The organism is Rhodococcus sp. OS5 (assembly GCF_056837585.1).
The window spans coordinates 430,104-457,005 of the sequence record NZ_JBWWRK010000002.1 but is presented as its reverse complement, the minus strand read 5'-3'; the positions used below and the strand labels follow the sequence as shown (position 1 = coordinate 457,005).

General features: G+C 61.8%; 36 protein-coding genes. 15 read left to right on the top strand and 21 right to left on the bottom strand.

Features of this window, described 5'->3' with window-relative positions; genetic code table 11:
• Window positions 1-64: 64 nt before the first annotated feature.
• The 5 genes from ACVZUB_RS32190 to ACVZUB_RS32170 form a co-directional block, all read right to left on the bottom strand.
• Window positions 65-208 carry a hypothetical protein gene (locus ACVZUB_RS32190; protein WP_287484048.1) on the bottom strand — a complete coding sequence of 48 codons (144 nt, stop codon included), beginning with the start codon at window positions 206-208 and terminating at the stop codon, window positions 65-67.
• Between the two features lie 226 nt (window positions 209-434).
• A complete protein-coding gene (locus ACVZUB_RS32185; RefSeq protein WP_287484049.1) occupies window positions 435-599 on the bottom strand; it encodes a hypothetical protein in 165 nt (54 codons plus the stop codon).
• 60 nt (window positions 600-659) lie between these two features.
• Complete coding sequence (locus tag ACVZUB_RS32180; protein ID WP_482628622.1) at window positions 660-911, bottom strand: hypothetical protein; 252 nt, start codon at window positions 909-911, stop codon at window positions 660-662.
• A 319-nt stretch (window positions 912-1,230) separates the two neighbouring features.
• Entirely contained in the window at window positions 1,231-1,554 is a 324-nt protein-coding gene (locus ACVZUB_RS32175; protein ID WP_482628621.1) for a hypothetical protein, read from the bottom strand.
• Between the two features lie 57 nt (window positions 1,555-1,611).
• The gene (locus tag ACVZUB_RS32170) at window positions 1,612-2,070 is read right to left on the bottom strand and encodes an Hsp20/alpha crystallin family protein (protein ID WP_287484052.1); all 459 of its coding nucleotides are present in this window, start codon (window positions 2,068-2,070) and stop codon (window positions 1,612-1,614) included.
• Between the two features lie 177 nt (window positions 2,071-2,247).
• On the opposite strand from ACVZUB_RS32170, the gene ACVZUB_RS32165 reads away from it, so the two are divergent.
• Both ACVZUB_RS32165 and ACVZUB_RS32160 read left to right on the top strand, forming a co-directional pair.
• Window positions 2,248-2,592: a MerR family transcriptional regulator gene (locus ACVZUB_RS32165; RefSeq protein ID WP_482628620.1), complete on the top strand. Its 345-nt coding sequence runs from the start codon at window positions 2,248-2,250 to the stop codon at window positions 2,590-2,592.
• Between the two features lie 27 nt (window positions 2,593-2,619).
• Window positions 2,620-2,820, top strand: coding sequence for a hypothetical protein (locus ACVZUB_RS32160; RefSeq protein ID WP_287484054.1), 201 nt, complete (start codon window positions 2,620-2,622; stop codon window positions 2,818-2,820).
• 463 nt (window positions 2,821-3,283) lie between these two features.
• Here the strand turns inward: ACVZUB_RS32160 and ACVZUB_RS32155 are convergent, their stop codons facing one another.
• On the bottom strand, window positions 3,284-4,039 hold the full coding sequence (locus ACVZUB_RS32155) for an ANTAR domain-containing protein (protein ID WP_482628619.1): 756 nt from the start codon (window positions 4,037-4,039) through the stop codon (window positions 3,284-3,286).
• Window positions 4,040-4,642: 603 nt separating this feature from the next.
• Here ACVZUB_RS32155 and ACVZUB_RS32150 point away from each other — a divergent pair.
• Complete coding sequence (locus tag ACVZUB_RS32150) at window positions 4,643-4,912, top strand: WGxxGxxG family protein (RefSeq protein WP_287484056.1); 270 nt, start codon at window positions 4,643-4,645, stop codon at window positions 4,910-4,912.
• A gap of 75 nt (window positions 4,913-4,987) precedes the next feature.
• Here the strand turns inward: ACVZUB_RS32150 and ACVZUB_RS32145 are convergent, their stop codons facing one another.
• On the bottom strand, window positions 4,988-5,920 hold the full coding sequence (locus ACVZUB_RS32145; RefSeq protein ID WP_482628618.1) for an ATP-dependent DNA ligase: 933 nt from the start codon (window positions 5,918-5,920) through the stop codon (window positions 4,988-4,990).
• A gap of 97 nt (window positions 5,921-6,017) precedes the next feature.
• On the opposite strand from ACVZUB_RS32145, the gene ACVZUB_RS32140 reads away from it, so the two are divergent.
• Genes ACVZUB_RS32140 through ACVZUB_RS32130 form a run of 3 tightly spaced genes read left to right on the top strand, consistent with a single transcriptional unit; the run spans window position 6,018 to window position 8,439 of the window.
• On the top strand, window positions 6,018-7,169 hold the full coding sequence (locus tag ACVZUB_RS32140; RefSeq protein WP_482628617.1) for a tyrosine-type recombinase/integrase: 1,152 nt from the start codon (window positions 6,018-6,020) through the stop codon (window positions 7,167-7,169).
• A gap of 5 nt (window positions 7,170-7,174) precedes the next feature.
• Window positions 7,175-7,507 carry a helix-turn-helix domain-containing protein gene (locus tag ACVZUB_RS32135; RefSeq protein WP_482628616.1) on the top strand — a complete coding sequence of 111 codons (333 nt, stop codon included), beginning with the start codon at window positions 7,175-7,177 and terminating at the stop codon, window positions 7,505-7,507.
• Entirely contained in the window at window positions 7,507-8,439 is a 933-nt protein-coding gene (locus tag ACVZUB_RS32130; protein ID WP_482628615.1) for a hypothetical protein, read from the top strand. The genes ACVZUB_RS32135 and ACVZUB_RS32130 overlap by 1 nt, the downstream gene beginning before the upstream one ends.
• 151 nt (window positions 8,440-8,590) lie before the next feature.
• On the opposite strand, the gene ACVZUB_RS32125 is transcribed toward ACVZUB_RS32130, so the two are convergent.
• From ACVZUB_RS32125 to ACVZUB_RS32095, 7 genes are all read right to left on the bottom strand, one after another.
• Entirely contained in the window at window positions 8,591-9,952 is a 1,362-nt protein-coding gene (locus tag ACVZUB_RS32125; protein ID WP_482628614.1) for an MBL fold metallo-hydrolase, read from the bottom strand.
• Window positions 9,953-10,009: 57 nt separating this feature from the next.
• Window positions 10,010-10,279 (bottom strand): metal-sensitive transcriptional regulator, encoded by a 270-nt coding sequence (locus tag ACVZUB_RS32120; RefSeq protein WP_027494148.1) that lies wholly within the window; start codon window positions 10,277-10,279, stop codon window positions 10,010-10,012.
• Between the two features lie 79 nt (window positions 10,280-10,358).
• Window positions 10,359-11,132: a sulfite exporter TauE/SafE family protein gene (locus tag ACVZUB_RS32115; RefSeq protein WP_482628613.1), complete on the bottom strand. Its 774-nt coding sequence runs from the start codon at window positions 11,130-11,132 to the stop codon at window positions 10,359-10,361.
• Window positions 11,132-11,551, bottom strand: coding sequence for a DUF302 domain-containing protein (locus ACVZUB_RS32110; RefSeq protein ID WP_482628612.1), 420 nt, complete (start codon window positions 11,549-11,551; stop codon window positions 11,132-11,134). Before ACVZUB_RS32110 ends, ACVZUB_RS32115 begins: the two co-directional genes overlap by 1 nt.
• Before the next feature lie 42 nt (window positions 11,552-11,593).
• Window positions 11,594-11,845: a YgaP-like transmembrane domain gene (locus ACVZUB_RS32105; RefSeq protein WP_482628611.1), complete on the bottom strand. Its 252-nt coding sequence runs from the start codon at window positions 11,843-11,845 to the stop codon at window positions 11,594-11,596.
• Between the two features lie 27 nt (window positions 11,846-11,872).
• The gene (locus ACVZUB_RS32100) at window positions 11,873-13,939 is read right to left on the bottom strand and encodes an MMPL family transporter (RefSeq protein WP_482628962.1); all 2,067 of its coding nucleotides are present in this window, start codon (window positions 13,937-13,939) and stop codon (window positions 11,873-11,875) included.
• 555 nt (window positions 13,940-14,494) lie between these two features.
• Window positions 14,495-14,665, bottom strand: a complete 171-nt coding sequence (locus ACVZUB_RS32095) for a hypothetical protein (protein WP_482628610.1) — start codon at window positions 14,663-14,665, stop codon at window positions 14,495-14,497.
• A gap of 64 nt (window positions 14,666-14,729) precedes the next feature.
• Here ACVZUB_RS32095 and ACVZUB_RS32090 point away from each other — a divergent pair, with 64 nt between their 5' ends.
• The 3 genes from ACVZUB_RS32090 (at window position 14,730) to ACVZUB_RS32080 (ending at window position 15,986) form a co-directional block, all read left to right on the top strand.
• The gene (locus ACVZUB_RS32090) at window positions 14,730-14,894 is read left to right on the top strand and encodes a hypothetical protein (RefSeq protein WP_167398246.1); all 165 of its coding nucleotides are present in this window, start codon (window positions 14,730-14,732) and stop codon (window positions 14,892-14,894) included.
• 285 nt (window positions 14,895-15,179) lie between these two features.
• Window positions 15,180-15,494, top strand: a complete 315-nt coding sequence (locus ACVZUB_RS32085) for a hypothetical protein (RefSeq protein WP_482628609.1) — start codon at window positions 15,180-15,182, stop codon at window positions 15,492-15,494.
• Between the two features lie 27 nt (window positions 15,495-15,521).
• Entirely contained in the window at window positions 15,522-15,986 is a 465-nt protein-coding gene (locus tag ACVZUB_RS32080) for a hypothetical protein (protein ID WP_482628608.1), read from the top strand.
• Window positions 15,987-16,130: 144 nt separating this feature from the next.
• Here the strand turns inward: ACVZUB_RS32080 and ACVZUB_RS32075 are convergent, their stop codons facing one another.
• Window positions 16,131-16,316, bottom strand: a complete 186-nt coding sequence (locus ACVZUB_RS32075) for a hypothetical protein (RefSeq protein ID WP_482628607.1) — start codon at window positions 16,314-16,316, stop codon at window positions 16,131-16,133.
• 1,786 nt (window positions 16,317-18,102) lie between these two features.
• Between ACVZUB_RS32075 and ACVZUB_RS32070 the strand changes: the two genes are divergently transcribed.
• Window positions 18,103-18,729 carry a recombinase family protein gene (locus ACVZUB_RS32070; RefSeq protein WP_269750133.1) on the top strand — a complete coding sequence of 209 codons (627 nt, stop codon included), beginning with the start codon at window positions 18,103-18,105 and terminating at the stop codon, window positions 18,727-18,729.
• Between the two features lie 316 nt (window positions 18,730-19,045).
• Here ACVZUB_RS32070 and ACVZUB_RS32065 read toward each other — a convergent pair whose 3' ends face one another.
• Window positions 19,046-19,306, bottom strand: a complete 261-nt coding sequence (locus ACVZUB_RS32065) for a hypothetical protein (protein ID WP_064442767.1) — start codon at window positions 19,304-19,306, stop codon at window positions 19,046-19,048.
• 260 nt (window positions 19,307-19,566) lie between these two features.
• Between ACVZUB_RS32065 and ACVZUB_RS32060 the strand changes: the two genes are divergently transcribed.
• A complete protein-coding gene (locus tag ACVZUB_RS32060) occupies window positions 19,567-20,244 on the top strand; it encodes a GAF and ANTAR domain-containing protein (protein ID WP_076948888.1) in 678 nt (225 codons plus the stop codon).
• 68 nt (window positions 20,245-20,312) lie between these two features.
• Window positions 20,313-20,714, top strand: a complete 402-nt coding sequence (locus tag ACVZUB_RS32055; RefSeq protein WP_076948889.1) for a hypothetical protein — start codon at window positions 20,313-20,315, stop codon at window positions 20,712-20,714.
• A 96-nt stretch (window positions 20,715-20,810) separates the two neighbouring features.
• Here the strand turns inward: ACVZUB_RS32055 and ACVZUB_RS32050 are convergent, their stop codons facing one another.
• The 4 genes from ACVZUB_RS32050 to ACVZUB_RS32035 form a co-directional block, all read right to left on the bottom strand.
• Window positions 20,811-21,656 (bottom strand): GAF and ANTAR domain-containing protein, encoded by an 846-nt coding sequence (locus ACVZUB_RS32050; RefSeq protein WP_076948890.1) that lies wholly within the window; start codon window positions 21,654-21,656, stop codon window positions 20,811-20,813.
• 963 nt (window positions 21,657-22,619) lie between these two features.
• A complete protein-coding gene (locus ACVZUB_RS32045) occupies window positions 22,620-23,207 on the bottom strand; it encodes a sigma factor (protein WP_064442773.1) in 588 nt (195 codons plus the stop codon).
• 119 nt (window positions 23,208-23,326) lie between these two features.
• Window positions 23,327-23,914 carry a type 1 glutamine amidotransferase domain-containing protein gene (locus ACVZUB_RS32040; RefSeq protein ID WP_076948892.1) on the bottom strand — a complete coding sequence of 196 codons (588 nt, stop codon included), beginning with the start codon at window positions 23,912-23,914 and terminating at the stop codon, window positions 23,327-23,329.
• A gap of 46 nt (window positions 23,915-23,960) precedes the next feature.
• On the bottom strand, window positions 23,961-24,149 hold the full coding sequence (locus ACVZUB_RS32035; protein WP_076948893.1) for a hypothetical protein: 189 nt from the start codon (window positions 24,147-24,149) through the stop codon (window positions 23,961-23,963).
• A 240-nt stretch (window positions 24,150-24,389) separates the two neighbouring features.
• Here ACVZUB_RS32035 and ACVZUB_RS32030 point away from each other — a divergent pair, with 240 nt between their 5' ends.
• Window positions 24,390-24,656, top strand: coding sequence for a hypothetical protein (locus ACVZUB_RS32030; protein ID WP_232330109.1), 267 nt, complete (start codon window positions 24,390-24,392; stop codon window positions 24,654-24,656).
• A gap of 110 nt (window positions 24,657-24,766) precedes the next feature.
• Here ACVZUB_RS32030 and ACVZUB_RS32025 read toward each other — a convergent pair whose 3' ends face one another.
• Complete coding sequence (locus ACVZUB_RS32025; RefSeq protein ID WP_232330108.1) at window positions 24,767-25,051, bottom strand: hypothetical protein; 285 nt, start codon at window positions 25,049-25,051, stop codon at window positions 24,767-24,769.
• Between the two features lie 80 nt (window positions 25,052-25,131).
• Between ACVZUB_RS32025 and ACVZUB_RS32020 the strand changes: the two genes are divergently transcribed.
• Entirely contained in the window at window positions 25,132-25,767 is a 636-nt protein-coding gene (locus tag ACVZUB_RS32020; RefSeq protein WP_232330107.1) for a TetR/AcrR family transcriptional regulator, read from the top strand.
• Window positions 25,764-26,711, top strand: coding sequence for a TauD/TfdA dioxygenase family protein (locus ACVZUB_RS32015; RefSeq protein ID WP_076948894.1), 948 nt, complete (start codon window positions 25,764-25,766; stop codon window positions 26,709-26,711). Before ACVZUB_RS32020 ends, ACVZUB_RS32015 begins: the two co-directional genes overlap by 4 nt.
• Window positions 26,712-26,902: the final 191 nt, after the last annotated feature.

Sequence of the window (26,902 nt, the reverse complement as noted above, 5' to 3'; positions counted from 1 at the left end):
ACTAATTTCCGTAAGCGGCTACGGACGGCCCCGCTGCCGCTCCCCAATCGGCCCCAGCGAATATTCAGGACTTTGTTCCGGTGCCTTTCGGAACGAGAGTGCCTCGGTCGGCGTACATCGCCTCGATCCGAGCCTTGATCTCGGCAGTACTCATCGAACCGCTGCGCACAGCCGGCCGCGAGTTCGACCTCGAAGTCGGGACGTTCATCGGAAAGGTCCTTCACACATTGATGATTGAAGATTCGTAGCAGTACGCGAACGGCGTCAGACCATGCGACGTGAGCCGGGTCCGTCTGATCGTTCGTCAGTAACGACCAGACGGACCCTGCACGCCCTCGCCGACGGGAAGGACGCACAACTCACTCCGCCAACGGTGTCGACAGATTCCGGACGGGGTTATCACCCCCTGCGGACACACGTTGCTGGCGGCGAATCTACGCGGCGTGCAGAATCCGAGAAGAGGTGTCCTGCACACTCCGATTCGGTGTCATCGGCGCCGACGCCGCATCCGCGCAGCCGACCGTGACGACCTGACGCCACCACATTTCACGTTCCTCGGATTCGGGCCACACCACCACATCGAGGTCATCGACATCCATGCGAATACTCCTTCATGTCCTCTGACCGCCTGTTACCCCGCCTACGATCCTGTAAACCCCTCACGGCGTCGCAGCCGGATCCGGCACAAGCGCCGGACTCGGCACGCCGATCCGCGGGCACCACGTGCCCCGGTGCCCACCGGGCGGCAGTTTCGTAGGCAACAACGCCCCGCGATCGTCGTAGCGCTGGACATACAACCCCCAACTACTACCGCCGTTAGCGGCCGTCGCCGCCACGATCGCCTCGTTGTCCGACTCGAAGAACTCCTCGGCGCTCGATCCATCCTCGAACGTGAACCTGTACCGTTCCATCACGCGACCTCGCCGTCTGTCGAAAAAAGCTGGTAGACCGAAAATAACTCGTAGACAGTGTGTTCGGACGAAACTCTGCACGGTGCGCGTTCACGCTGCCCGCCGGAAAAGGTGATTGCCGAGCCGGTCACACTTCTCGCACTCTCCGCCGTCCAAGGCCTGTACCCGCTGCTGCTCGGTACTCGCAAAAGACGTCACAGTGTGTGAGCGTCTCGGCAACCACCGCACAAGAACCCACGGACCCTGCCCGCAAGTCCTCACACCCGAGGGTCCCCGCTGCGCCGTCGAGGGCCGGCCAACGAGAAACCCGCCCATACCCCTAACCGTGCGGAGGGGAGCGTTGGGTCGCCCGAGGCCGCATCACCGGAACCCGATACGTATACCGGGACACCATGATCGGCGGGGCCACCAAGCCGGGGTCGAGGGTGCAGCCGGCAATCCGGGTGAGCAACACCCACGCCGCCGGAGTGAGCGCATCAGCGAGAATCCGATCCGAATCCTCTACCACGGCAGCATATTCCAGTTCGTGCCAAGGGCGGATACCCAGCCTCTCCCACTCCGAGTAGCCACCCCGACCCCTGCCGGCTACTTCACACTCATCCTCGGCGATGCGGTCGATCTCGACATCACCGACCCCAGTCATTGTCTCTGCACCCTCTCGAAACATGCTGTTGTGGACTGGACTGTTCCGGCGTGCTGTTCACGCATCGATCTGCTTGCTCTCCTGCTTGTGGCCCACCTCCTTGCTGCTCCCGTTGCTGTTCCCGGTGCTGCTGATCTCGATCTTGCGGGGCTTGGCCCGCTCCGCGAGCGGGATCGTCAACCTCAGCACGCCCGCGTCGTAGCCGGCCTCGATATTGTCGGTGTCGAGGTTCTCGCCCAGGAACAGTTGACGACTGAACACCCCGCGCGGGCGCTCGGCCGCAATCATCTCCTCCTCGCCGGCGCGAACCGGCCGCTCGGCGTGCACCGTCACCACGTTGCGGTCCACATCGAGGTCGAGTGAATCCGGGTCCATGCCGGGAAGGTCGAACTCGACGACGAACTGCTCACCTTCCTGCCAGGCATCCATCGGCATCACCGCCGGCTGCGACGCAGTACCCAACAGCTGTCGGGTCAGGCGGTCAAGGTCACGGAAAGGATCGGTGCGCATCAACATTTTCGGTCACCTCCAGGAAAAGTCACTGGAACCGTTCACTGACTACCACCACCGCATCCACCGAACTTCTCCAGTAGATGCTGTAGATTTGGTATATCATCCAACACACATCGGATCAAGAGTATTTTCCGACAGATCCACGGTGAAGGCGGAAAATTCTTTGATGGAAGGATCATCATGACGCGCAACCCGACCATCGCCGAACCCCCTGGCCTGTACGCGATCTCGGTGACATCGGAGCTCTCCGGATTCACCCCCGGCACACTGCGACTCTACGAACAGTACGGCCTGATCACCCCCACCCGCACCCGCGGCGGTACCCGCCGCTACAACGACGACGACCTCACCCGCCTCGGCCGCATCGCGGACCTGATCGCCGACGGCATCAACCTCGTCGGCATCAAACGAGTCCTCGAACTCGAAGACAGCACCGCCCTCCTGCGCCGCGACAACACCCGGCTACGCGCAGACAACGCCCACCTACGCCAGAAGAACACACACGACACAGAGAAGCGACCGTGATCGCCCGACAGAGAAAGGACCACCGCCATGGAACACGACCGCATTCGCGCAGCACTCGACGCGACACCCGACGCCGACTACATCGAACAAACCATCCCAGCCGACCCGAACGCAGTGGAGGCCGTCCACGTCGCGGCCCTCGCCAGCGAACTCGACACCCCATGGCCGGCGCCGGAGGGAGATCTGCGCGAACAATCGATACCCGTCCCCCTCGACGACGAGCGCTGAGTTCCGAGGGCGTCCGGGCTCGGAATCGTTACCCGAACCAACGGTTCTCGATTCACCGCGGAGCACTCGACGCCGCCGGGATCGCTTCGAGCGGGCTCTGCCGGACGGGGATGGGAGTCGACGTCCGGCAGAACAACAGTCCCGAGCCAGCACAGACCGGAACTATTCTCACCCTGCACCCGATCGGCTGAAAGTACCAGCCCTCACTCGCCTCGAAACGCGAAACATTCTGTTGCAGTGCCACTCCTATGATCGAGGATTGAGGAAAGCCGGACAGCTCCGGTCCCGCGACGAAGGTGCGGTGTGTGTGTGTGCCGATCCTAGGGTGGCCCAGCGGCAACTCGCAGTCACATCGGCCCAGCGGCAGCTTGCAGTCACATCTCGGCATCAACCGGCCAGCACGACAAAGTCGCGGACCAGTGTCCTCGTGTCCTCGCTACCGACCATCGGCGAGGGCCTGTCCTCAGGTCTCGGTGATGCGCACGCTCGCCAGCAGATCCTCTGCCACCGCCCGCAGTTTCGTGTTGGTGCGTTGGGATCTGTCGACCAGCATCGCGAACGCCGCATCCGCATCGACACCGTGCACCGCCATCAACACCCCCTTCGCCTGATCGATCACCGCCCGCGAATCGAGAGCACGCTCGAGCTGCAGAGCCAACTGCCGGGCACCCCGGTAGCGTTCGGTACTGCCGATCGCATAGCCGGCAGCGGTGGTGAACAAATTCATCAACGCCACCTCAGAACGAGCGAACCCGTCCGCACGGCTGCCGTACACGTTCACCGCACCCGCACGCACCCCCGGCTCGAGCGCAAGCAACGGAATCGACAGGAAACTCTGCACCCCGAATCGCCGGGCCTCGGACGCCAGACCCGGCCACCGCTCACTCGCAGCGTTGCGGTCCGCCACCACGATCTGCTCGCTCTCCGCGGCCTCGATACACGGACCCGCCCACGACCGATACTGCAGCTCGTCCACCAAGGCGACGTCACGGGACGTGCGCGCCGCCGTCGACGCAGCACCCTCCTCATCGAGAACCGTCACCCCCGCCATGTCCGCGTCCTCGATCAACTCCACCGCATGCTCACACAACCGCCGCAAATACTTTTCGCTGTGCTCGGCCGGATTCAACACCCGATACAGATCCTGCAACGCTTCGGCAGCCGCATCGAGCGGAGGAAACCACCCATCACCGACCGCAGTGCTTCGTACGACATCCATCCCACACCTCACACGAGACCGTGACGGCACACGACGAAAGTGGGCGAAACCCCGATCTCCACTTGTCAACAACTCACGAATGCCCGAACACACCACTACCAAACCCACACCGCGATGGTGCCCCCGCCGCACCAGCAGCCAAAGGGGGTTCGCCGGTGCCGAGGTGTGAGCGCCGACGCCGGCGAACCCGATGCGCATCCCGGCACTACCCGTGCCGGGATGCCCCTTTCGAAGATGACCCACCCCCGGCGAGTGGACAGCCGGAAGGCAGGTCGTCTGCGCGGCACCCCGAAATCCTCGTCGAGTGTTCCCAGTGCCGCACCCCAGAGGTAGCCCACAGACCGCCAATACAAACCCGCCCCGACCACACACCGTCAACGGCATGGGGATGTGTTTTCACCGAAACCCCCGCAACCACGAACGACCGCCCACGCGCCACCACCATCAACACCAAACACCGCGCCATGTTTCACGCCACCGGCGACGGGTACAGGCCCAGCGGACGACACCGAACCCGAAAATCCTTCACCAGGAACAGATTCCGGGATACCAGACGCGTCACATTCTGTGACACCGAAACCCACAGAGAAGAGATGAGCAAGCATGCGTACAACCGTCATCAGCACCCTCACCGCCACTGCCCTCGTATTCGCCTGCACCGGCGCCAGCCACGCCGACGCACCGGCCACCTCGAACACTCCGCCCGCAGCGGTACCCACGGAAAGCCAAGAACACGACCACAACGACGAGAAAACCCGCACCAGCGACAGCACCGGACTCTGGGGGCTACTCGGCCTGACCGGGCTCCTCGGACTCACCGGCCTCACACGCCGCAACGCCCCCACCCCGCCACCGATGCCGCCCCACTACTGACCAAACCCCACACCATCCACAACCCGCACTCACCCCGCCTCCTGCACCCCTCGCAACAGAGGACGCGTGCCGGGGTCAATGGCGGGAGGGGAGGTTCACGTCATCGACGGTCTTGTCGATGCGCATACCTTTGAATGCAGGGTGTCTGAGTCCGCCGCCGGTGTACTCGCGGTACTCGACGTCGCACACTAAAAGTGGTTCTGACCAGCGGGCTTCGCGGGCGATTGCTCGTGGTGGCGCGATCGCGAACGGGCTGGTGGGTCGTTCGATGTCGATGAGTTGTTCGCGTAGTTCGCGGCGCTGTCTCGCGGAAAAGCCGGTGCCTACGTTTCCGATGTAGATGAGCGATCCGGAGTCGTCGTGGGCGCCGAGGATCAGTGATCCGATTCCGCCGGCGGCGTTGCCGGATCCGGGGACGAATCCGCAGATGATTCCTTCGGTGTTGGCGCGGAGTGGTGTTTTCAGCCAGCTCGGGGATCGTTTTCCGGGTTGGTAGGTCGAGGTGATGCTTTTGGCAACGATGCCTTCGAGGTGGTGTTTGCGGGCGACCTCAAGCATGGTCGGTCCGTCGACGTTGAGCCAGTGGGGTGGGACTTTGATGCGCGGGTGTTCGAGGCTGAGGTTGGCGAGCGCTTCGCGGCGTTCGAGGTAGGGCAGGTCGGTCGTCGATGTTCCGTCGATGTCGAGGACGTCGAAGACGTAGTAGGTGGTCAGGGCGTCGTTGCGGAGCTGCGCGGTGGGTTTGAGGACGTGCATCCGGCGCTGTAACCGGGAGAAGGACGGGACACCGTCGGGGCCGAGTGCGACGATCTCGCCGTCGAGGACGGTTTCGCGGTGGTCGAGCACGTCGCTGAGTGCGTCGACGATCTCGGGGAACGAGGCGCTGAAGTTGTTGCCGTTGCGCGACCACAGTGCCGGCGGTTTGGCGCCGGTGGTGGCGATGGCTCTGACTCCACTGGAGTTCGAGCGGGTTCCGGCGTTCGCTGGTTCCTGGTATCGATACTGCACCGCTGGTCAGGGCCGGTGGTTCTCTTCATCCGGTAGCCATCCAGATTTCACCCACAACTAGCGGAATCTGCCAGTTGATTGCGTAACTTCACCGTTTGTGTCAGATTTCGCTACTCGTCGCAGGCAGCGCATTGCTGCGGACTCGGCACCGACTGGCGCGGCTTCTCCGGCGCGGGCACTAGCCGATGTCGAGTCGCTGCAGCGACTCGATCCTGATGTAGACGAGCGCGAGTTCTACCGGAACACCCTGGTCGAATACGGATGGGCCCGAGACGTCGCGGGACTGACTCCGTCGACCCTGCAACAGATCATGTATCCAGTTATCGAGGTGTGCGACTACTTCGATTGTGTGCCATGGCGATTGACGCAGAAACAGTTCGACCAGTATTTCTCGGGTCCTGGTAAACGCAGCCACGCCACCGTGCGCAAGAAGACAGTCCAGATCGACAATTATTTTCGGTTCCTCGAGCAGCGATACGCGGGTGAGCTTTTGAGGTCTTTCGGTGTCGGTGTCGAATCGCCAGTCGATCCGTTCAACCGGCCCCGGCACCGAGGAGATTTCAAGCTCAGGATCCCGCCGTCTCACCGGGCGATGGCGGCGTTCTTCGCTGACTGGCGTGACGCGCTTCCGTGTTCGCGGAAGTACCACGTCAACGCCCGTGACTACACCATGGCCAAGATTGCGTACCTATCTGGAGTACGTGCGTCGGAGCTGTGCGCCGTACGGATCGGTGATATCCATTGGGAAGTTGGTCAGTGGGGACGCTTTGTCGTCAAGGGCAAGGGCGCACGTGGATCAGGGCCGCGGGAGCGGCAAGCGTTCTTGTTCGAAGAAGGCCGTGATCTGCTGTGGTGGTACCTCGAACAAATTCGGGGTGACTTCACCGACGACCCCACCGATGCCGGCGCACCTCTATGGCCATCGGAGCGTCTACCAACTGCTGTGGTGGCGCTTGACCTGGCTGTGGCACCAGCAATTCAGCCCTCGACATTTCGGCGCAACCTCAAGACTGCCTCGCTCCGTCACCTGAACGGCCCGGTGACCGAGCTGTATCCGCATCTGCTGCGCCACGCTTGTGCCACACACAATTACCAGCAGGGCATGCCGTTGTGGGATGTGCAGAAGCTGCTGGGACACGAGTGGGCCAGCACGACTGTGGGTTACCTGGCGTCGGCCGGAGGTGACCCGGAACGGGCGGTCATCGAATCGACACAGCGCGCTGTACGGCGCTTGAGTACGGAGAACTGAGAACTATGAAGTGGAACTTGCGAATGGTCGCGGCGCAACGAGACATCTGGCGCCCAACGCAGCTGCTGAAAGCATTCGAGGAAGTCGATTTCCATCCTTCGCTCAGCAAGGCCGCAGCGTTGTGGTCCTCGGCCCCCATCACCGTGCGTCTCGACGATCTCGACAAGATTTGTTCGGCGTTGAACTGCACCGTCGGCGATCTGATGCAGGCAGAAGAGGCCGCTGCCAGCCACTTGGAGCAATCAGTAGCACGTGTAGTCGGCGATCGAGTAAGGCCGTCGTCGCCTGTGACCGGTAAAAGATTGCGCGGTACCCGCCGAGTGCCACCCCCGAACTGATGGCTGATCGCAGCCCCACGGCCGGGTCGATCGCCAGCAATGCCGCCCGTCATACCCAGCGGACGTTGCGCATGATCGACGACACTCCGCCGCAGTTCCAGGAGGACGTTCGAGCTTGGGTCGCGGCGTTGGGTGGTCGGGGCCGACGGCCGTCGCGTCCGCTGTCGGAGGCGACGATCGCGATCTACCTCAACTTCGCGCTGCCGGTCCTCATCGGTTGGGGCGAGACACACGAAAGCCTGCGTGCCGTCGAAGCCCGGGACATCGAAGAGGCTCTGGTTGGGCATGCCGGGCAGTCACGGCACAACGTTCACACCGCTCTGCGGTCGCTTTTTCGTGGGCTCAAGCGAGAACGGCGTGTATTCGCAGATCCGGCACGAGCTGTCGCCGGGCGCTACAACCGCCGGATGCTTCGCCCTGTCTCTTCGGACCGACTGCACGGACTGTTCGAGCAATTCGAGCGCGCCGATCATCGAATCATCCTGGCACTCGTGGCAATTCACGCACTGACCATCGAGGAGATCATCGATCTGCGTCTGGACCAGATCAACCGCACGAGCGGCCGAGCGACCATCGTCCGACCTCACACACGGCACACGGTGTGGTTCGACCAGCTCACCACCGAATTACTGCACAGCTGGCTGGCGTATCGGCACGTACGGTGGCCATCGAGCACGAACCCCTACCTGCTGATCAGTGGATACACCGCGCCGACCGCAGTGCCCGTCAGCCGCCACTACATCACCAGACCGTTCCGGGAGATCGGCCTGACCGCCGGGCAATTACGGGTCGATCGCATCCTCGACGAAGCAACCCAGACCGGCGATCCCGTCACGTTGATGACCGTTTTCGGCATCGGTAACACCACCGCAGTACGGTACGTCAGAACCGCTCACCCCGGACAATTCGACGTCGATCCCACCGCGCCGTAAGCGGCTCGACCTCGAACGTCGCCGGAGGCGTGGAAGCGGCGAGCGAGCTTCCGACCCTGTAGGACCTGGGCTTCAGGTCGAGCACTTCAGTCAGGCGGCTCAGTTGTAGGCGTGTACTCGTGTTGGCGGGTGGGCCTGTGCGGCGCGTCCGTCAGGTGCGCGCAGTGTGAAGCTTGAGCTGTACGGCGTGGTCATAGTCGTCGTCGATCAGCGTCACGGTGCGGTGTTCGCGGTCGAGCAGTGAGGCCGCGATCGAAGCTCGGTAGCCGGAGGCGCAGTGCACCCACACGTCGCCGTCGGGGACCTCTGCAAGTCGGTGCGGTAGTTCGTGAAGGGGGATATTCACTGCACCGGGGATATGGCCGTCCGCGTACTCGGACTGTTGACGTGTGTCGAGCACAGTGATGTCGGAGTCGGTTGCGGCAAGTCCGGCGAAGTCGGATACCTCGTAGGACCGGACGTGTCCGTCGCCGGCGAGTGAGTGAATCTCACCGACAGCCGAACCGGAGGGGCGGTCGATGCCGATGCGCGCCAACTCTCTGGTGGCATCGTCGATTTGGTCGGAGGTGTCACCGATCAATGTCAGCGGCGCACCCCACTGGTAGAGCCATCCGAGGTAGGTGACGAACGTCGTCGACAGCTCGAAACCGAGGGAACCGTCCAGATGCCCAGCAGCGAAGGCGGTCCGCGCCCGAAGGTCGACGACCCACTGTCCGTCGTCGATGCGCCTGCGTAGTTCGTCGGGATCGACAGGCTCCGGGGTGGACAGATCGATCGGGGCCGGACCTTCGGTGTTGATGACGCCCATGTGGGCGTAGTACGCGGGGTAGGCAGACAATCCTGCGATCAACTCGTCGACGTACGTCTGCTCGTCCTGCGTCAGCGCGGGATTGGACTGTTGCTGTTCACCGATGGTCGACGAGTCGCCGCTGGTGGGGGTCGCGGAGCAGAAGCTACCGAACCCGTGGGTGGGGTAGACCTCGACATCAGCGGGCAGCTCGGCGGCGATACGACGGACCGAGTGGAACTGCGCGTGGGTGAGCTCGTCGGTGTGCTCGGAACCGAGCAGGTCGGTGCGGCCGGTGGATCCGTACAGCATCGAGCCACCGGTGAAGATCGCGATCGGTTCGTCGCCCAGGCGCAGCACGTAACTGACGTGATGATGTGTGTGGCCCGGTGTGTGCATCACCTGAAACGTCGCCGATCCCGCGGCGACGACATCACCGTCGCCGACCGCTCGTCGCTCGTATTCGACCGGGTCGCCCTCGGGGACAACGTATTCTGCTCCGGTAGCGCGTGCGAGTTCGAGTCCGCCGGTGACGTAGTCGTTGTGGATGTGGGTTTCGAGTACGTGGGTGATCGCGGCGTTCTTCTCCGTGGCCAGTGCCAGGACGCGGTCGATGTCACGTTGGGGATCGATCACGACGGCGATGCCGTCGTGGCTGATTAGGTAGCTGCGGTCGCCGAGGCTCGACGTTTCGATGATTGCGATGTCCGGATCGGTGGCGCTCACGGGGTACTCCTACGGTGTAGTCGGGTCGGCCTCGTTTCTGACGTGAAACGTCCTCGTTCAGGCCAGTGCGAGGAAGAGCTTTTCCAGTTCTGCTTCGGTCATGGGCTCTTTGTTGTCTGCGGTGTCGCCGGTCATGCATTCACGAAGGCCGGTGGCCACGATCTTGAATCCGGCTTTGTCGAGGGCGCGGGAGACGGCGGCGAGTTGAGTGACGACGTCTTTGCAGTCGCGTCCGTTCTCGATCATGCCGATCACTCCGGCGAGTTGGCCGTGTGCGCGGCGCAGACGGTTGAGTACCAATGCGATGCTGTCTTCGTCGCCGATCATTGCGGTCTCCTGAGGGTGTGTGATGGTGGTAGTCGTTCCAGATTACCCCCGGGGGCATCGGTTCGGTGTGTGCAGTCGGTCATGAAAGAACGAGGGTGTCGACAAGTACGTAGCCCGCGACGGCGAACACCAGGTAGGCGAACCACGTGCGCAGCTTGTCGGTGTCGATTCGTGTGCTCAGTTTTCCGGCGACCAGCGAGCCTGCGGTCGCAGCACCGGCGAACGCCGCTGTCAGTGCCCAGTTCCCGCCGAGCCCGTCGGCCTGAGCGATCAGTCCGGCGGCGGAGTTGGCGACGATGACCACCAGCGACGTTCCGACAGCGACACTCATCTCGATTCCCAGCAACAGCACCAGAGCGGGGATGATCAGAAATCCTCCGCCGACGCCGAACAGTCCGGTGAGGACACCGACCCCGAACCCTGTCGGTATGGACCGTGGTGCGCACCGCCGCCAATCGATCCCGGAACTTCCTGTCTTGCAGGCGGTTCCGACATCGTCGGTGCTGCGCAGCATCCGCGCCCCGGCGATGATCATGACGATCGCGAAGCCGATCATCACTGCGGCCTCGGGCAGATGCCTGCCCAAGACGGTGCCGACCAGCGTGCCGACGATACCGGTGGCCGCGAAGATCGCCGCCAGTCGCCATTCGATCAGCTTCGCCCGCACCTTGGGGATGGCCCCGGTCGCCGAGGCAACACCGATCACCAGCAACGATGTCGGTATCGCCTCCGACAGGTCCATTCCGAGGGCGTAGACGAGAACCGGGACGGCGAGGATCGACCCGCCGCCGCCGAGGAGACCGAGCAGGATGCCGACGGCGACGCCGAGGACCAGTGCCAGCGTCAGGGTCATCAGCTGTGGGCTGCGTCCTGGCCACCGAGTGCGTCGATGGCGGCCTGGAGCTTGGTGGTGGCCTCGGCCGCGACGTCGGACAGTGCTGGTTCGCCGGTCGCTTGGACCATGATGTCGGGGTTCATCGCTTCGACGATGACCGATCCGGATGTGGCGGTGTCGGCGCGGACGACGACATTGCACGGCAACAGCAACCCGATCTGGCGCATGACCCCGACGGCGCGGTGCGCGAGGGTGGGATTGCAGGCACCGAGGATCAGATACTGCTCCATGTCCTCGCCGAGTTTGGCCTTCAACGTGGCCTGCATGTCGATTTCGGTGAGAACACCGAAGCCCTGATCTGCGAGGGAGGCTTTGACGGCGTCGACTGCGGTGTCGAAGTCGGTGTCGGTCAGAGTGGTCGAGAGTGCGATGTTCATGAGGGAAGTTCCTTTCGGTCGTCGAACTACGGTGATGTGTGCCTACCCGATTCGGGGACGGCGAATACTCGGCACGCCCACCCTGGTGAGAAGCGCGCTGGCCGGGCACCATCCGACCGCTGCGTAGAGGGCGAGGTTCGCGGCAGCGAACGCGCTGAGCAGTCGCCACTGCGGTGCGTGGAGTTCGCCGAGGGCCAGGCCGGTGGCGGTGACGCCGGCAGCGAGGGCGGGGACGATACGTTCGATCGGCCATCCCGCGAACGCGGACGAGCGCGTGGTGTTCGGGTCGGTCATGATTGCTCCGTTCGGTTCGGTGGGGTGTCAGTGCGAGAAGCTGATCGACGGCAGCACCTTGCGTAGCCAAGCCGGAGACCACCATGCGGCGTGACCGGTCAGACGCAGCAGGACCGGCAGCAGGATGAGCCTGATCAGGAAGGCGTCGAGCAGTACCGCGACGCCGAGGATGATGCCCATTTCTTTCGGTGGGAGCGGATCGGAGAGTGCGAAGGTGAAGAACACTGCGACCATGACCGCGGCGGCGGCGAAGATGACCCGGCCTGAGTGGGCGAGCCCGTCGACCTGAGCGGCTTTCGGGTCCCCGGTCTTCTCGTAGTGCTCTTTCGCGGTGGCGAGCAGAAACACTGTGTAGTCCATGGCGATGGCGAAGATCATCGCGAAGAAGAACACCGGACCCCAGCCGTCGAGGAAGCCTTGTGGGGTGAAGCCGAGCAGTGATGCACCGTGCCCGTCCTGAAAGATCAGCTTCGCGACCCCGAACGCTGCGGCGGTCGAGAGCAGACTGACTGCGGTGCCGAGGATCGCGATCAGCGGTGCTTGGAGTGCAACGAGCAGCAGGATGAAACCGAGCGCCAGAATGATTCCGATCACCAGCGGCAGGTAGTCGTTCAGTGCTTGCTGCAGATCGAGATTCTCCGCCGGGGCACCGCCGACCAACGCCGACTCCGGGAGTTCGGCGCGCAGGTCACCGAGGATGGTGCCCATTCTCTCGTCCGAGGGGTCCACGGTGGGAAGTGCTTGTAGCAGTGAATATTTCGAGCCGTCCGCGGCAGGTTGGGGCGGAGTGACCATCGAGATCCCGTCGACGGTACTGGCTGCCGTGGCGGTCGCGGCGGCATCCGCGGACGGGACGACGATCTGCAGTGCGCCGGGTGCGCCGTCACCGAACTGGGCCTGGACGAGTTCGTAACCCTGGCGAACCGGTGCGTCCTCGGGGACGACGGAGATCGAGGGCATCGCCACTTTCAGTCCGAGGACCGGAAGGGCCAGCGCGATGAGGATGCCGACGGAGACCAGAGCGAACGGCCAGGGGTGCTTGTGCAGCAGTTCACCCCAGGCTGCGAATTTCGGGGAGTGGTGCTGCTGGCGCTTGGCGTAGGGCAGGGATGCGGCGTTGACCTTGGAGCCGAGCGCACCCAGGGTTGCGGGGAGCAGGGTCATGGTGGCGATCAGCACGAATGTGACAGCGAGCATGATGCCTACGGCCATGGTGCGCACCGCCGGTGCGGGAACGAGCAGGACGGCCGAGAGGCTCACCAAGACCGTCAGACCGGACAGGACCACGGCTTTGCCTGCGGTGTCCATGGTTTCGGCGACCGCGGCACGTGGATCGGCGTTGCGCAGTGCGTCGCGGAACCTGGCGACGATGAACAGGGCGTAGTCGATTCCGAGGGCGAGGGCGAACATCATCGCGAAGTTCATCGCCCACACCGAGATCGGCGTGACGCCGTTGAGCAGAACGAGTCCGCCGGCGGAGGCCACCAGACCGGCGACGGTCAGCAGCAGCGGCAGACCCGCGGCGACGAGGGAGCCGAACGCGAGCACCATGATCGCCAAAGTAACTGGCCAGGAGAACAATTCGGCCTGGATCATGGCATCGTGGTTTGCCTTGTTGAAGTCCGACCACAGTGCGGAGGACCCGGTGGGGTAGACCTCGATGCCGTCGCCGGAGAGTGCGGTCAGCTCGCCTTTCACCTCGTCGACGGCCATGACCATGTCATCGGTACTCGCGTTCGCGCCGGCGATGAGGATGCCGGTGTGACCGTCGGGACTGATCGTCATGCCCGGCTGGGGGGCGATGACCTCACCGAAGCGAGTGTCACCGTCGAATACGGCCGCGACGTCGGTGAGTGTCTGCTGCACCGCTGCGTCTTCGATCGTGGCGGTGTCGGAGTGAACGACCACCTGCACTGCCGCAGAGGAGTTACCGCCGAAATGCTGCTGGGCGAGCTCGCGGACCTGGACGGATTCGGAGCCGTTGGCCTGCCAACCGGCCCCGGCCAAGGATGAGAACACCGATGGCGCAGCCGATCCCAGGGCAACGAGGGCGATCAGCCAGATGCCGAACACCCATCGGCGGCGGGCGACCATCGTGCTTCCCAGGCGGCCTAGTGCGCCGGGTGCCGGTGGCCGATGGCGGTCGTGGGGGCCGGTGGCCGCCGCGGTAGCGGGCTTGGTCACAATTGCTTCTCCTAATACGGGTGGGGGTATTCAGAAGTGTTGAAGACGCCCAGAGATTCCTGCGAAATGCAGTGGAGTGCTGTTGGGGTGGGGGTCAGCGACGAAACAGGGAACGAAAGAAGTTGTCGCGTGTAGCCGGGGCGGGTGTCTCCATGGAGCAGGAGCACTGCTGCGACCGCGGAACGTTCTTCATGACGCTGTCGACATGTCGACCGCAGCCAGCCCAGGTGGTCTTACCGCATGCCGGGCACGGGACGGGGTAGCACATGGCGGTCCTTTCTGGCGGGTACATCTCTACTGTGACACATACCTAGGGGGGTATGCAAGTACCCGTGGGGGTATGGGGGAAGGGGTGGGCCGGAGCCGATCGGTAGACGGCAGTGGTTTTGCCGGATCCAACGCGAGGCTGTGCTGGCGGCCGCAGAAGGCGTTTGATGGTCGCCAGTCTGCGAATGCGGTTGTCCCTCAGGGGTTGATGCTCCACGCACGCGCGAGTTGCGCCGCTATCGTCCGCGAGTTTCTGCGAACCCGCGCAGTCGCATCCCATTTCGACTCGAAGGCCCAGCGCTCCCCCGTGGGTGGATGCCCGAGTGTGGCGAGCATCGGCGGCACTGGCTTTCCGGTGGCGGCGCTCATTGCTCTACTGTGCGCGGGTTTGTACTGGTTTCGGCCGGTTTTCGGAGGTTGAGACAATAGTGAGATGAGCGAGAGTGCAGAACCCGATGAGGTTCAAGGGTGGAGCCCGGCCCCGGACGAGGGCCAGGCTGGCACGGTGCTGACGAAGGATGGTCAGTGGGCGTATCGGTACAAGGACGGCGCCGATTTGATCATCATGAAGATGCCCGAGCGCGACGCTCCGAAGTAGATCCCGACGTTGCACAGTCTCGGCCAACCGGTCGATCGCGTACAGCGACGGAGCTGCACACGAAAGAGCACCAGGCCGCCACAGTTGACCGATCTGCAACGGTTTATTGCAGGTCAGGACGTCGGCCTCCGCTTCGGTCTGGTCAGTGTGGCGACCTGGTGCTCGTCGCGATTGCAAGGATAGTTCGGGGGTCCGACACCCTCAGGGAAATTCGTCTCCTGCGGTTATGGGGCCTGGTGCGGCAGGATGGTGTGGTCGTCGATGGTTGTCGGGAAGTGGGGTTTTGTGAGCAGAGAACATTTCAGTGCCTCGGACTTGATTGCACTCGGTTACGCAGCTGACAGGTTGACCTCGGTGTTCGGCGAGCCGGATTCTGTTGACGGGGAATCGCTTTGGGACAGCGAGACTGTCGTTGCGATCGAGCGCGATGTCTTGGCCCCCGCTGTCCGAGTCCTGTGGGATGCATTCGCTCCGGAGTGGAATACCCGCCTCAGAATGCAAGGCGTGTCGTTACCGTTGGGGTGGCCGCAGATGGAGCAGATGTTGGCGCGTGTGACGACGCGGGAGACCGCTGAACGTCAAGGGGCGCAAGCTTCCTGAGGAACTGTTGCTCTAGAGTTCCGACTCGTGCAGAAATTGTTTCGTTTCACCTTCCAACTTCGGGCTCCGCTCACTATGCAGCAGGTCAATTTGGTACTGCCCGCAGTCCGTGCGCTGATGGAGCGAGAGGGGCTGGAGCCGAATTACGGACAGCTCGACCCCGAGGGCGAGGATCAGTGGATGATGTCCGGCTGGACTGCCGATCTCGACTACGACGTATTCCTGGATCGCTATCCGGGAGGGTCGATCGAGGTTTGGCAAAAGTCGGTGGAGCAAGCCAAAAAGCAGTACGGCTCGACTGCCGATCTTGACTACGACGTATACCTGAAGCGCTATAAGGGAAGGTCGATCGAGGATTGGCAAAAGTCGGTGGAGGAAACCATAAAGCAGATAGTGGCAGAAGCGAATCCGGCGGCGCGAGTGTCCTGTGAGTGGCGTAACTCGGACGACGAGGACTTTGAAGTCCTCGTCTATGAGGACGCTGACGAGTGATGCGCTCGGTCTTTGGGTTGCAGTTCGTCGTCGGTCGGGACGGGGCGGAGCTGATCATGATTGAAGATGCCGGAGCGTCCCGCCCCGGCGTAGGAGTACAGCAGCGAGGCCCGCACCGAATCCGGTGCGGGCCTTGCCTGTTGGTTAGCCCAACTGTGTATTCATCTTGTTCGCAAGCCATTCCGCGTCCGACTGGACCATCGGTCCGCGGAGGCAGTAGCGGCCGCGGTTGTCTTGGACGTAGTGGGTGAAGCACTCGTTCTCGTATCCGCCGTGTTCTGCGGTGCGAGGTATTACGACAAAGCGTGTGGGAGTGACTGTTTCGGTCATGGTGCTGCCTTCCTGAGAGTCGGTAGAGTCGCTCCCCTGTCACCAGGTCGAGGGTGGGCTGTCAACCCCGTAGAGCGAAGCGTGGGTTGACGGGTCGGGTCCCCGGCATGGTGTTCTGGGGCGACTTGTACGACGACTTTCTTGACCACTCGGGGCTGCGTAGCGGCAACGGCGCCGGAGGTGACGTTCGGTTGCTGGTGTGTGGCCGGCGGTGGGTGTGTGCGGTAGTGGGCACCTCCCGCTCGGTGCGCTGGCGGGGTGATTGTGCGGGAGCGACGGGACTCGACACGGGCGGTGTCGCGGTAGCTCTGATTTTTGGTCGGTGAATGAGTTTCAGGTCGCCACGTGTGACCGATCTGGACGGGTTGCGTTCAGGTCAGGACTTCGGCTTGCGCTTCGGTCTGGTCAGTGTGGCGACCTGATGCTCGTCGCAGTCTGATCGCACTCGGGAGGTCGGACAGGATTTGGGTGTCGGCTGTCGCGGATGCGAACTGTCACCCGGCCAACCGCCAGTCGACGATGAGGCCGGGAGTGGATGCGCGGACAGGGAGTTGCAGTGTGCGGCGACGAAAGAAGGCGAAGTTCCCGAAATCTTGAAAGAGGCCTGACCAGCGCTTTTACAATCTGGGGCGACGGTCTGCTGCGCCGCGGGATCGAGTTGACGCGCCGATTCTCGTGTTATGCAACGGAAGACCGTCCCGTCTGTTATGCTGTTTCCAAGCAGACGACTAGGCCGCTCACCCTAGGGTGACGGCCTGTCTTTTGTGACACAACAACTAAACAGAAAGGAGCAGAACCATGATCAAGCGACGTTCAGATCGAAACATCTGGCGTGAAATCGGCAAGTGGCTTGCAGGCGTCTTCGCACGATTCACCCTTGATCAACTGTTCGAGCAGTTGGTCACTATTTAATTCTCGACGTATCCCCCTCAGTCTTCCCGGACTGAGGGGTTCTTACGTTGTAGGACCTACAGTATCAGACTGCTGATGTTATTTAAACTTATTCGTATCTCTTGTGCTGTTATTTGTATCGCTAGCCGATCGCCATTCCCCGTCTGTGCGAACCGTTCATGACTGGAAAACAGCTGCATGAGTCGTTCCGCAGTGCGTTTCAGCGCTAAAACTTCGCTGTGCACCCTCTGTGCGAACCCCACTCGTGTCTGTATTCAGCTGCGCAAGGCGTTGCGCAGTCTGTTTGGCGGCGAAAGTCGTTGTGGAGACTGTTTGCGACTGGTCCTGCGGTCTGTAATCAGTCGTGTGAGCCGTTCCGTCGTCCGTTTGCAGCCATCTGCGGAAGCTCGCGGAGCGTTCCCAGTCCGTCGAACCCTACGAAATGCTGAGCACTTGGGTTGCTCGCGGGTGCGCCTGATTCGCATCTTGTCGGGTGTTGCTGTGGGAGGAAACGCGGATCCGAACCCAGTTGACCGAATCTTGTGGGGTTCGTTGAGTATCTCGAAGCTCCATTCGGTGGCGTCGCGCTTCGGCCGGCGCCAAGATCCGATGCCATTTAACGGATTTCGCCTGGTGAGTGTGGCGGCCTTGATCGTGGGCTGTTCGGTCCAGGTGTGTGCGAGCTGCTCCCGCAGACCGCGGCGGGGCCGAAAATTGCGATTTGGACGCTGATCGGCTTCCTGCGGCTCTGGGCGTGCGTTTTGACCCTCGTCATACCGGACGGTGAAGAACGGGCGCCTAGGCGCGACTGACGTGGCGAAATTTCGTACCGAAACGTCCAATTTGGGTGTCCGTTGGATTTGTCCGTTATGGCATAGGCTCTAGTGGACAATTCGTGTTCGGCAGTGGGGGTGGCGTGAAAATCGGGTATGCGCGGTGCAGTACGGTCCGGCAGGACACGGCGGTTCAGGTGGATCTTCTGGTGAAGGCCGGTGTGGATCGTGACATGGTCTATGTCGATCATGGTGTCAGTGGCCGGCAGGCTCGTCGGCCGGGTTTGGATAATGCGATCAACGCGGCTCGCGCCGGCGACGTGTTTTGTGTGACGAAGCTCGATCGGCTGTCTCGCTCGGCGAAGGATTTGCATGAGACGGTAGAGCGGATCGCGGAGAAGGGTGTGTCGCTGTCGATAGATGGTCAGGTGTACGACCCGGCTGATCCGATGGGGAAGATGTTCATTGGCATTCTTGCGTTGATGGCGGAGTTCGAGTCGGATCTGATTCGTTCCCGCACGCGTGATGCAGTTGCCGCCGCGACAGCTGCTGGGAAGATGAAAGGTAGGCCGCACAAGCTCTCGCCCGAGGAGCGTGCGTACCTACTGCAAATTTATGAAACGGGCCAGTTCAAGATCGAAACACTATGTAAGAACACGGGTTTGAAGCGTTCGTCGTTGTATGCCAATATCCAGCTCGCGCGGATCGAGCGGGAAGCTAGCAGCGGGACCCCTCGGGTCGAGAACTGAGCTCGACAGCGGGATCCGGCCGCTAAGTCAATGGTGCAGATGCTGTCGGACTAGCTGTCCCTCAAGCAATTTCGCCCGGTTGATGTTGAGGTCGAGTCTTCTCGCGGAGTTGCTGGTGCGTTGGCTGCTCCGATGGTGTCGGCGCGTCTTATGTGGAGGCGTTACGTTTGACCCATCCACAGCAAGCCTTTGGCGACGAAACCCACGACAACGAAGACAAGCCAGAGAACCAGAAGAAAACCTATGAGACTCAACATCTCTACATCAGTACACCGGAACCAAGGGCGTCGCATCCCTAATTTCGGGCAATAGGACGTCAGTCCTCAGCAGGCGAAGAGTTGTTCCGGCGCAACGAGCGCCGGCACGCATCGGCTGTACGCAAGAGATACCGTTCGGCAGCGGTGTAGTCGGAGGCCACGCCTGAACCGCGACCACGGACGATCAGCTCCAGATAGCGTCGACGGTAGCGGTACGCATCAGGCTGAGCGAGAAGAAGTTCCGTGGCCGCGATGACCTCCGGACTCGGTGCAGCGTGTGCAAGCGCACTCCTGCTCGAGCATTCGTCGTCGACTCTCACGGCTCACCGTTCTGCGCCCCATCGAGATAGAACCCGTCGGGTTTCGAGAGAGCGAAACACGGGTAGTGCGTGTACCTCGGCCCGGCAGAGGTCAGGTACGGCACAGGCGATCCACCGGCAACGACGTTTGGGGGATCGGCTACCGGTGGATCGCACAGATTCCTACCCTGCTTGTCGTCGAGGCAAACATGGCGCTCGTACAGGTTCATTGAAATCATGTCGGAGGGTTGAGGTTCCCGATCGATGGGAAGGCGTCCGGCATGCTCAACGACATTCCCCGCTCGCCACCTCACCGACACGGACCTGCCGCGCGGACCGCTGATGTCGTTCTCGATCTTCTCGGACAGACCGCTGTGGACGGGGCGGCGGTATCGGTGTTCTCCGGCACTGCCGGTGACCTTGTCTACGCCACCGACGACATCGCCGCGCAGGTCGACGAACTGCAATTCATCCTCGGCGAAGGCCCGACCGTGGAGTGCTTTCGCCGTCTACGTCCAGAAGTGCACCATCACGACGCGAGCGATCACGGTGCGGACGAATGGCCGACATTCGCCGCGGACGCTTACGCACTGGATGTCCGGAACGTCCATGCGTTCCCGCTAGTCATCGACTCGGTACCCCTCGGGGTTCTGACCGTCTACATCAAGAACCCTCGGTGCCTCACACCTGAGGAGGAGAGGATCTGCGTACGCTGCGCCCGGTCACTGGTCAGCTATGTGTTCACCGACCTTACGCGAACGCCGTATCTTGCTGCCGGCCCCTACGGTTTCTCGCGAGCCGATGTGCATATTGCAAGTGGGATACTCGCTGCGCGCCACACCATGTCGATCGACCATGCATTACGTCGCCTGCAGTCGGACGCCCGCGCCCAGCATCGCCGCGTCACGGTGCTGGCACGTGAAGTCATCGCTCATCACACCGAGACGAATACGACATGACATGACATGATCATCACCTTCGCCACCAAAAGCTACTATGTAGCTAACTCTAGGATGGGTGGTGGGCCATGATGGGGAGCGATCACGTGTTCGCCCGCCAGCTCAATGCGCTGGTCGCCCGCTCGGCCGTCCGTACAACCAACACCATGGTTGCGCAGGCACTGACCGATCAAGGTTGTCCGATTTCGGCTCCGTATCTTCCTCAACTTCGTAATGGTGTCCGACGGCGGCCAGCCCCGCGATACATCGAACGGATCGCCGAGTACTTCGCAGTGCCGCTCTCGTACTTCTACGACCTGCCCTACGAGCGCAGCGATGACAGCGGCGAGAATCGAGACCGCGAACGCATGGCGATATCGGCGATTGACGACGACGGCGTTCGCCGCTTCCTTCTCCGCGCTCACGGTTTGAGCCCAGAGGCGATGGACCTTCTGTTGCAGTTCGCCGAACGGCTGAACGTACTCGGTTAGGGTCTACGTCCAGTTTCACGTTTAACAGGGGACTATGCGCGGCAGTGAGACCACGTCCGGTTGTCGCGCTTCTTTCGCAGCGAGGTTCTCGGTTATCTAGATTCCTGCTTGTCCGCTCAACGCTCGGATGATCTCAGCAGCCACTGTCGTGAGGCGAATGTTCTGTCGCTGCGATTGCGCGGCCAACATCTCGAATGCTTGGTCCTCGGTGATTGCATGCATGACCATCAACATTCCTTTGGCCTGTTCGATGTGTCCGCGCGATTTCATCGCCGCCCGCAGGCCTGCAATTTCGGTTTTCCATTCTTCTCCCCGCCTGGCCTTCCACACCGCACCCTCCACTGCGGCGATGAACACCTGCAGCAATACCTCGTCGATCTCGTCGAAGCCGTGATCGACGAAGCTGTACAGGCCCAGTACCCCGACGTGAATCTCGTCGATGAACAACGGGGCCGAGAGATAGCTGGCGACACCGACCTCGGAGACGCGCTGCGCGAAGTCGGGCCACTTGCGAACCACGCTGTCATTGTCTGCACGCACGGGTTGGGCCGTTCGGGCAGATTCCACACCCGGACCCTCGTTTATCCGGTATTGCTCGTGTTCGATGTCGAAAACGCGGGCATCGGTACATGCCACTGTCTTAGGTTTCGTGCCGCGTTCGGGAACAAGCACGACGCCGGCCATGTCGGCGCTCGCGATTGTTGCCACCAGCTGCTGACAGAATGTTTGAATCAGTCTTTCGGATGCACTCGCGCTCACCTGCACACTGAATCTGTCCGGCGACTCGAAGATGTCGTCCGCGAGCGGCTGACCGGACGATGAGATACCGGATGTGTCAGCGGCAGCCTTTGCTGATGAATCGTCCATTTTCGGTCCCATCCCGCAGCAGAACTGCGGGTGAGCGTCCTGCGCGTACTCGTCGTCGCGCGGCGCTTGTTTCACCGAGATGTCGATAATACTTCAATAGAAAACACGGTTCGATGCTAGGTTCGCGCGGATGCGCGTTCTGGCTCGATGCATACCGAGCACGAGTACGCCCGATCGAGAGTTGGCCCGCCACTTGGATCCGTGGTCCAGGAGGCGGACCATGCGGGTCCGGTTGAGTGTGACCACGAGGCCGAAAAGCGCACGTAAAGTCGAGCCGTAGCACGCTGTGCGTTCGTGGTGGCCCACCGATTGGTGTTGTGAGCATCCGATCGGTGGGCCGTGCGTGCCAGCGAGGACCAACATGCTGACACGCAGTATCTGAGGCCCTGATCGGTGGTTCGTCGTCAGCCACCGATCAGGCGCGTACCCTCGTCGATAGGAGAGAGTGCAGTCTTGTCAGGCTCCGTTGCCCGAACTCACCGGTGTGCGCATGTGAGCGGGCAACGATTCTCGCCCCTTCTGCCCAATTCGCCGATCGATGAAACATGGCACCTTCGAGCGTCGATGCCGCGATCGAACCATCGCCTTATTTCCCTGCGGACTGTCCCGCGTTCTCCATCGCTACCGAAATTTCGGCAGAAACCTGGCGAAGGTGATCGAGCCATTGTGCATAGCACCAGTCCTCGGTTTCCGGTAACGCCGGCCCACCATAGTGATCGAGGACCTGACCCCGGCGGCGAGGTAATCGAGGGTCGCTGACACGCTCGATGAGTTCGGGAGCCTCCCAGCCACACGAACAGTGAGCCCGCCAGCCGATGGTCGCACTATCCGGAACATACGTACCGTCCGCGAGTCCTAGCCCACGGACACTGAACGAAACCGCCGCACGGTTTCCCGTCACGATTGTGACGGGAGAGCCTTCATGCACATCATCGGCACTCTGCCAACACATTCTGACCTCTATTTGTCACGAGAAACGTGAATTGTCTTGACATGACCCAGATGGCTTGCCATACGGAAGCTCCCACTCTGGCTTCGTCAATGCGACATAGGGCGGGACGAGGTTCTGACGTAGTGAAGGTGGACCGCCAGTAGGGCTGTTTTGATGCTCGATCTCACCACTTCCACCGGGATGTCGTCGGCCTGAGCGATCTGCCGAGATGTCATGGCACGGTAATAACTCCGGTAAAGATCCTTCCTCTCCCGATGTTGCACTGTCGGCCAGAACGACTCCAGCGTTATCTCATGTTCACGAGTTACATTCTCTCCCTGCCGACGCGACTCCTGCGCGTCGGCGAAGTCGTCAGCAATCGGCTGGATGCGTTCGTGCTGCTGAGACCGCATGTCTGCCACTGCCAGTCGATGAGCGATCCGAAGGACCCATGCCGTCGGCGAACCGCGTTCGGCTCGGTATCGGCTGGCAGTCCCCCAAACTTCGGCATAGGTTTGGCGTGTGATTTCCTCGCTACGTCGATGATCATCGATCATGTGGATGATCAGCCCGTAAACCCGGCCACAGGTGCGATCGTAGAACTCGGCGAACGCGTCTCGATTACCCGATGCCACCTCAAGCAGCACGCGCGCCAAGTTACTGTCCTGCCCGGCTCTTCCCATCGCATTCACCATGCCTGGTTGTCGAGCCTGCTGCCGGTCACCAGTACGGACTCGGCACTTCCGGGTTCCAGATCAAGAGTATTCTCCGGATCTGGTTCGGGCGGTGCAGAAGTCACGGTCTACCTGCCTCGTCAACTTCCCTCGAGAGTCCTCGACGACGCCTCGGACTGGCTGAGCGTGTCGGTCAGTTTCGCACAGAACACCGGCAAATCATCGGGCTTGCGGCTCGATATCAACGTATTCGGGCCAGACGTACAGACTACGACTTTCTCGTCTACCCACGTGCCGCCGGCGTTCGTGATATCGGTACGCAAACTAGGCCACGACGTCAGCGTACGACCGGCCACCACGCCGGCTTCGACCAGCGTCCACGGTCCGTGGCAGATTACCGCGACGGGCTTCCCTGCATCGAAGAAACTCCGGACGAACGCCACCGCTTCTGGATTCATGCGGAGAAAATCAGAGTTGGCCACGCCCCCGGGCAGGACGAGAGCGTCGTATTCGGACGACTCCGCCGACTCGACCACCGCGTCCACGTCAAAGACGTCAGCTTTGTCGAGATGGTTGAACGCCTGGATGGTGCCGGATTCTGTCGAAACAATCGACGGCTGAGCGTGTTCGGCAACCAATGCATCCCACGGATCTGTCAACTCGACCTGTTCGACTCCCTCCGTCGCCACAAGGAATGCCACTTTCTTCCCTGCCAGTAATTGACTCATGCTTGAACGTCCTTCCTCATCTTCGTCACTCCCGCCGCGCGACTGCTCAGCTGGATGCGCCCTCGGTGTCGTCGAAGAACGACCATTCGCCATCATGGTGGACTTCCATTCGCCATCCCAGTTCCGAGTTGTCGGCGCGAGAATCCACAAACCAGGCATGCGCATCGTCAGCGCTCTCGATGTCGCGCGTCGCGGTGACGTCGCCTGCAGGACTGATCACTCTGTAAGTAGCCATTCCGCTCCCCTTCCCCAACCGACGTTTCTTCAATCATCGACCGCGACGCACAAGTGTTTTGTACCCGCCACTGTTTCGGGCGACCCACCCCAGGCGAATGAACAGCCGGAAGGCAGGTCGTATCGCGGCATCCCCGAAATCTGGCGGATCGTTTATTGCCGCACCACCGGAATCACCGGATCTATAAACGTGAAACCCACCATTGCCGCAACGGCGACGCCCACGTGAATTCTTGCGTTGATGGCGGAGTTCGAGTCAGATCTGATTCGTTCCCGTACTCGTGATGCTGTTGCCGCCGCGACAGCTGCTGGGAAGATGAAAGGGAGGCCGCACAAGCTCTCACCCGAGGAACGTGTGTATCTACTGCAAATTTATGAGACGGGCCAGTTCAAGATCGAAAAGCTATGTAAGAACACGGGTTTGAAGCGTTCGTCGTTGTATACCAATATCCAGCTTGCGCGGATCGAGCGGGAAGCTAGCGACCGGCCCCCTCGGATCGAGAACTGAACTCGAAAGTGGGATCCTGTCGCTAAGTCAATGGTGCAGATGTTGCCGGTCTAGTTGTCCCGCAATTAATTTAGACCGGTTGATGTTGAGTTCAGTGCCCATATTTTAGATCAGGCGGGCGTGAAGGCATTGCGCAACTGCGCTGTTACCACGTCTTCGAGGCAGGTTGCGAGATCGATGTCTTCTCGCAGGGTTGCTGATGCGTTGGCTGCTCCGACGGTGCCAGCGCACGGGTTCCATGCGAGTCGGTGTGCGGTGGGTGTGTCGGTAAGTTCGCCATCGGTGATGGCAGTTTCGACGATGTCGCTGATGGCGTCAACCCAGTGCGCGAAGGCGACCACGTCCCGACTGCGACCCCGGCACCCCGGGAAGAACCGCTCGGATGAGCTGAACACCCACGCCCCCATGTGCGGAGAACTGCTCTCGACAGTGAGGCGCCATTGACATGTTAAGGGGTGCCCCTTAATCTCTAGGTATGACCCAGACCACGTCTCGACAGGCGATGATCGAGGCCGCCGAACAGATCATCGCCGAACAGGGATTGCACGCACTGACGCTGACTGGCGTCCAGCTCGCGGCGAACCAATCCAACAAATCGGCAGCGAAGTACCACTTCGGCTCTCACGACGGTCTTATCGAGGCACTGGTCGAGGCCCGCATGTCTCCCGTCGACACCCGCCGACAGGAAATGCTCAACGAGATAACACGCTTGGGAGCCCCGCCGACCATCCGACAAGCCGTCGAGGCCCTCGTCCGGCCGCTCGCAGCGGAAACCCTCGGCCGACCCGGCAGCCGATATGGGCGCTTCCTCGTCCAAGCCCTGTTCAATCCGGCTCTCGCCGACCTGATCCGGAAGCACCTGAGAGCGGAAAGCTACAACCACGTGCGGGACCTGCTGATCGAACTCTGTCCTGCCCCGCACCCGATCGCGCTCTGGCGCACCGACAGCATCGTCATGCACAACATGACGATGCTCGCCGCGCAGGAAGCGGCTGATCGCACCCCCGCAGAGAGCACGGCGATCGTCTCCGATCTCGTCGATACCTGCGTAGCCATGCTCGAGGCACCGATCTCGACGACTACCACCGAATCCTTAGGAGCGACCTCATGACATATGCACTTCCGGCGACTGCCGCACCCACTGCGACCGATCCGCTCGCTTACTTCGGGCCGATCATCGCGCCACGGACCGCAGCGAATATGGAAGTCCTTCCCTACGAACTATTCTCGCTGGAACCACAGACGCCGACCATCGGGGCCGAAATCTCCGGAATACGATTGGGCGGAGACCTGTCAGACGAGGTAATGGCCGAACTGCGCCGCGCACTGCTCGAATGGAAGGTCCTCTTCTTCCGGGACCAGAACATCGAACGCGCGGACCACCGTGCCTTTGCCGAAGCCTGGGGCGCCCTCGAACAGCACCCGTTCTACCGCTACACCCAACCAGGGCAAAGCGATGTCGACGTCGCCACCCTCGCCAAGGACGCAGCCGCCGTCGGCGCCGAAAACATCTGGCACAACGACGTCACGTGGCACGAATTCCCCTCGTTCGCAGCAGTTTTGCGTGCCATCGAGATCCCCGCCGTCGGTGGCGACACACTCTGGGCCGACACAGGCGCGGCATACGACCTACTTCCCGACGACATCAAAGCCCGGATCGATCACCTCGAAGCCGAACACGACTGGATCAAATCGTTCGGCTCCGGGATGCCACAGGAAGCGATCGAGAAGCTCCGACCGAACTTCCCACCGGTACACCACCCCGTCGTGCGAGTGATCCCGGAGACCGGCCGGCGCGTTCTTTTCGTCAATGTCGCTTTTACGCAACGGATTCTGGGCGTATCGGAGGAAGAGTCGAACGAGTTGCTGCGCCTGCTGTACCGCCACCTGATGCGCCCCGAACTGCAGGTTCGTTTGCGTTGGAAGCCGAACACCATCGCTTTCTGGGACAACCGGACATGCCAGCACTACGCGTCGAGCGACTACTACCCGGCACGCCGTGTGATGGAGCGGATTTCGATCGTCGGCGACAAGCCTGTCGGCCTCTCCCGATAATCTGCAACAACAAGGAACGGCCACTTCACACAATATCGCGGCGAACCGAGGGCGAATCGTCGCCGCCCTCGGTTTCGTCATCGCACTCTCGAATTGCCCTCGGGCTTCGCAGGGTCATCTGTGATGTGCTCATGGACAAGACCTTTCATAAGCGATTTGACCGCTCGACTACGTGGGAATCCCCACCCCAG